The organism is Phycisphaerae bacterium, assembly GCA_035384605.1.
GTDB lineage: Bacteria > Planctomycetota > Phycisphaerae > UBA1845 > PWPN01 > JAUCQB01.
The window spans coordinates 1-4,261 of sequence record DAOOIV010000210.1 but is presented as its reverse complement, the minus strand read 5'-3'; the positions used below and the strand labels follow the sequence as shown (position 1 = coordinate 4,261).

4 protein-coding genes are annotated in these 4,261 nt (G+C 60.4%); all 4 read right to left on the bottom strand.

The window, feature by feature from the left end:
- A partial coding sequence (locus tag PLL20_21825) for a nickel-dependent hydrogenase large subunit (protein HPD32638.1) occupies positions 1–512 on the bottom strand: 512 nt, incomplete at its 3' end.
- Between the two features lie 54 nt (positions 513–566).
- Positions 567–1,112 (bottom strand): NADP oxidoreductase, encoded by a 546-nt coding sequence (locus PLL20_21820; GenBank protein HPD32637.1) that lies wholly within the window; start codon positions 1,110–1,112, stop codon positions 567–569.
- A gap of 12 nt (positions 1,113–1,124) precedes the next feature.
- Entirely contained in the window at positions 1,125–1,838 is a 714-nt protein-coding gene (locus PLL20_21815) for a 2Fe-2S iron-sulfur cluster-binding protein (protein HPD32636.1), read from the bottom strand.
- Positions 1,839–1,855: 17 nt separating this feature from the next.
- Entirely contained in the window at positions 1,856–3,679 is a 1,824-nt protein-coding gene (locus PLL20_21810) for an NAD(P)H-dependent oxidoreductase subunit E (protein ID HPD32635.1), read from the bottom strand.
- Positions 3,680–4,261 lie beyond the last annotated feature (582 nt).

Here is a 4,261-nt window from a genome sequence, read left to right as displayed (position 1 = left end):
AGGTTCTTGTTGATGCCGCCGGGGATGGCGCCGGTGCCGTGGATCTTCTTGCCGGCGGTTCGCAGGATGATCTCCTGGCCGTACTTTCGCATCATGACGCCCTGGACGGCCAGATCGGGGAACTTGGCGGCCACGCCGATCACGTTGCGAACGGCCGGGTCGGCGTCAAAGCCGAACAGCAGGTCGGGCGAGCACAGATGGAAGAAGTGCAAGGCGTGGGACTGGAAGAACTGTCCGTAGTGCATCAGTCGGCGCATCTTTTCGGCTGTCGGGGTGAGCTTGTCAGCGCCGACGATGCGGTCCATGGCCTTGGCGGCTGCCAGATGGTGGCTGACCGGGCAGATGCCGCACAATCGCTGAACCAGGACGGGCACTTCCCAGTAGGGCCGGCCCTGGATGAATCGCTCGAACCCGCGGAACTCGACGATGTGCAACCGGGCCTGCTTGACCTTGTTCTTACTGTCCAGCAGGATCGTCACCTTGCCGTGGCCCTCGACGCGAGTGACCGGCATGATGGTGATTTTGTTGCCACTTTTGGGTGATGCAGACACGGTGTTCCTCCGATCTCAATCGTATTTGATGAGCTGGTAAGGCAATTCCATCGGTTTGTTGTTCAGCAGCGCGACCAGGGCTTCCCAGATGGTGTCGGCCGAGGGCGGGCAGCCCGGCAGGTGGTAGTCGATCTTAACCACCTCGTGGCACGGGTAGACCTTGTTGAGAAGCAGCGGGATCTCGGGGTCGTTGGGTATTTTCCCCGAGGGGTTATAGCAAGTCGGGCACTTCAGGTATGCCTCTTCGAGACATTCCTGCAGGGGAATGGTGTTTCTCATAGCCGGGATGCCGCCCATGATGGCGCAGTCGCCGAGAGAGATAAGGATGTCACAGTTTTCGCGGAATTCCTGGAGGACGTGGACGTTTTCCTCGTTGCAGCAGCCGCCTTCGATCAGGCCGATGGCGCAGCGTCCGGTGATGTGCTTGAAGTCGTCGACCGGTGACCTGTCGAAGTCGACGAGCTCGACCAGTTTGAGGATGCGGTCGTCGATGTCGAGGATGGCCATGTGGCAGCCGAAGCAGCCGGCCAGGGACGTGGTTGCGATTCTTGGTTTAGCCATGTTTCCTATACCTCACTTGCCGGCCCGTGCGGCCTCAATATCGGAACCAATGGGCTTCTGGTCATACAACCGCTTGCCAATGGGGACGGCGTAGCCCGCTCGCTTCTTGAGGATGGCGCCCACCGGGCAGACGTCGGCGGCCTTGTCGGTAACGTCCATTCCCGTGTCCTTGAGGCGGGCCGAGGCATTGACGCCGATTTTCTTTCTGGAGCCGCGGCCAACGAACTGAAATACATTCTTGCCGTCCAGGTCGCGGGACGCGCGAACGCACCGGGCGCACAAGATGCACCGGTTGCGATCGATGAAGATGTCGGGATGCGATGCGTCGACGTCCCGCTTGGGGTTCTGATACGGATACTTGGGTGCGGTGATGCCGAAGCGGTAGGCGAGGGCCTGCAACTCGCAGTTGCCGCTCTTTTCGCAGAACATGCAGAAGTGGTTGCCTTCGACGAACAGCATGTCGATGATGTTTCTGCGGAACGTCCGGAGGGCTTCGGTGTCGTTGAGTACGACGGCCCCCGGCGCCGCCGGCTGCGTGCAGGAAGCCTGTGGACGGCCGTTGACCATCACGGTGCACACGCGGCAGGAACCGTAGGGGATGAGGCCCTTCATGTGGCACAGTCGGGGGATGTAGATGCCGGCGGCATCGGCCGCTTCAAGAATGGTCTGGCCGGGTGAGGCCTGCACCTCGACGCCGTCGATCGTAAACGTAAATGTGTTGCTCATGTCAATTCCTTATCATCCTATTTGCCTGCAAAAATCACCGACTTGCGTCCGACGAGCCTTTCGGCGTCGGCCACGGCGGCCTTGATGTCGAAGGTCGGCTGGAAGACCGTCTCGTGTTTCCTGATTTTCGCCTGATAGAGTTCGGGGAAGTTGGCCAGGCTCGTCAGGACGGGGTTGCCGGCGGTCTGGCCGAGGCCGCAACGGCTCATGGTCTTCATGGTCTCGCCCAGTTCCTTCAGGTATTCCAGGTCGCCGGGCTCGCCCTTGCCACGGAGGAGTTTCCCGATGCGCTCCTTGAGCAGGACGTTGCCGACGCGGCAGGGGGTGCAGTAGCCGCAGCCTTCTTCGAGGAAGAACTCGACGTAATAGTCGACGACCTCAAGCAGATCACGGGCCTTGTTGAAGACGACGATGGCGCCGCCGGTGGCGAGATCATCATAGCAGATGGTACGGCCGAAGTCCTTGGCTGGGACAAGCTGCCCGCTGGGGCCGCCGACCTGGGCGGCGAGGGGGTCTTCGGCCTTGGCCATTTCGAGCACGTCTTTGAGACAGGTGCCAAAGGGGACTTCGAAAACGCCGGGGGCCTTGCAGTCGCCGGAGATGCTCAGAAGCTTGGTGCCCGGGCTGCCCTTGGAGCCCATCTCGGCGAACCAACCGGCGCCCTTATCGAGAATCCGTGAGACGCAGCAGAAGGTCTCGACGTTGTTGACCACCGTGGGATAGTCGAGATAGCCCTTCTGAGCGGGAAACGGCGGCCGGTTCTTCGGATCGCCCCTTCGGCCCTCACAGGAGCTGATGAGGGCGGTTTCCTCGCCGCAGATGTAGGCCCCGGCGCCCATTTGAATGCGGATATCGAAGCTGAAGTCATTCTTACCGAGGATGTTCTTTCCCAGCAGGTTTTTCCTGCGGCGTTCGTCGAGGACGCTGTCGAGGTAGGTCTTGAGGTAGGCGTATTCGCCGCGGAGGTAGAGGATGCCGGTGTCGGCGCCGATGGCATAGCCGCCGATAGTCATGCCCTCAAAAAGCATGTCCGCGCACTCGGTGAAGAGCACGCGATCCTTGAAGGTGCCGGGTTCGCCTTCGTCGCCGTTGCAGATGACAAACTTGCGATCGCCCTGCGAGGCGCGGGTGAACTCCCATTTTATTCCGGTGGGAAAGCCTGCGCCACCGCGTCCGCGGAGCCGGGCGGTCTTCACGTCGCGAATCACCTCGGCCGGCGTCATGGCCAAGGCTTTCTTGAGACCCGTACCGGTTTCGTAGGGAGCAAAGATGACCGGGCCCTTCTTGCGAATGTTATTATGGACCATGGCGTGGATGCGATCGTCGGCGTTGTGTCCGTCGCCGAGTCTGGTCACCAGTTTGCGAGGGTCCATGTGCTCGCGCAGCTCTTTGATCATTTCACGGGCGCTGGCGCCGTTGAGCTTGGTGACGATGACGTCATTGACCATCGCGGCCGGGGCCTGGTCGCACATGCCGATGCAGGGCGTACGTTCCAGCGTGAAACTGCCGCAGGAAGTGGTTTGGCCCAAGGCGATACCCAGTTCCTGTGACAAGGCCTTGGCGACGCGGTCATAACCGTGCAGCCGGTCCACGATGTCGTCGCACAAGCGGATGACGATTTTGCCCTTGGGCTTGTCGGAGAAGAAAGCGTAGAAAGAGACGACGCTTTCGACTTCGACGCGCGGGCAACGACATTCCCTGGCGATAAGATCCATCGCTTCGCCGGAGACGCATCCGAACTGGTTTTGGACTGCCCGGCAGATATCCATCAGGCGCGTGCGGTCGTTACCGCATGCCTGACAAATCTCCCGGACGCCCTGTTCGAGAGGGATGTTACTCATGCATTACCTCGATCCTGACTGGGAGTGCTCACTGACAAACCTTGCGTTGCCGGCATCAGGCCGGCGCGAGTGCAAGGCTTGAGAACGCTCCAAATAGTCCGACAAACACGGTGCTCTTTCAACACCATGACCCATGGGGTGCCGTAACCAGGGAGCTCTCTTCTCCACGAAGGTTACCCAAACCCATCGTCTTTCGCCCCTGGTTTTCTGGAGGTCGGGTCTGCGGGTTTGCCCTTGCTCCGGATGGCCGTAAGTTCGACTGACGGCGTGACCTGGGCGTGCGGACAGAGGTAGCCACAGCGGACCGTTCTGTCCGGATTCGTGAAAAAAATCACGAGCCAGAGCATAGCCAAGTTCGCGCGGAATTGCAAGGCCTCGTCCCACCCGAAAACGGCGTTGTTGTGGTCCAAGAGCTGATGGCGGGGGCCTTGGCGGTTCAATTAGAACCCTACGGCCAGATATCTGTGCGGCTTGCGCGCATGTTTCGGGATCGCCGGGTGCCATGCCCACGGCTTTGCGTGGGCATGCCTGGAGTTTGGCATTTCGTCATTGTTTTACCCCCTGATTTGGTTTCATCGATGA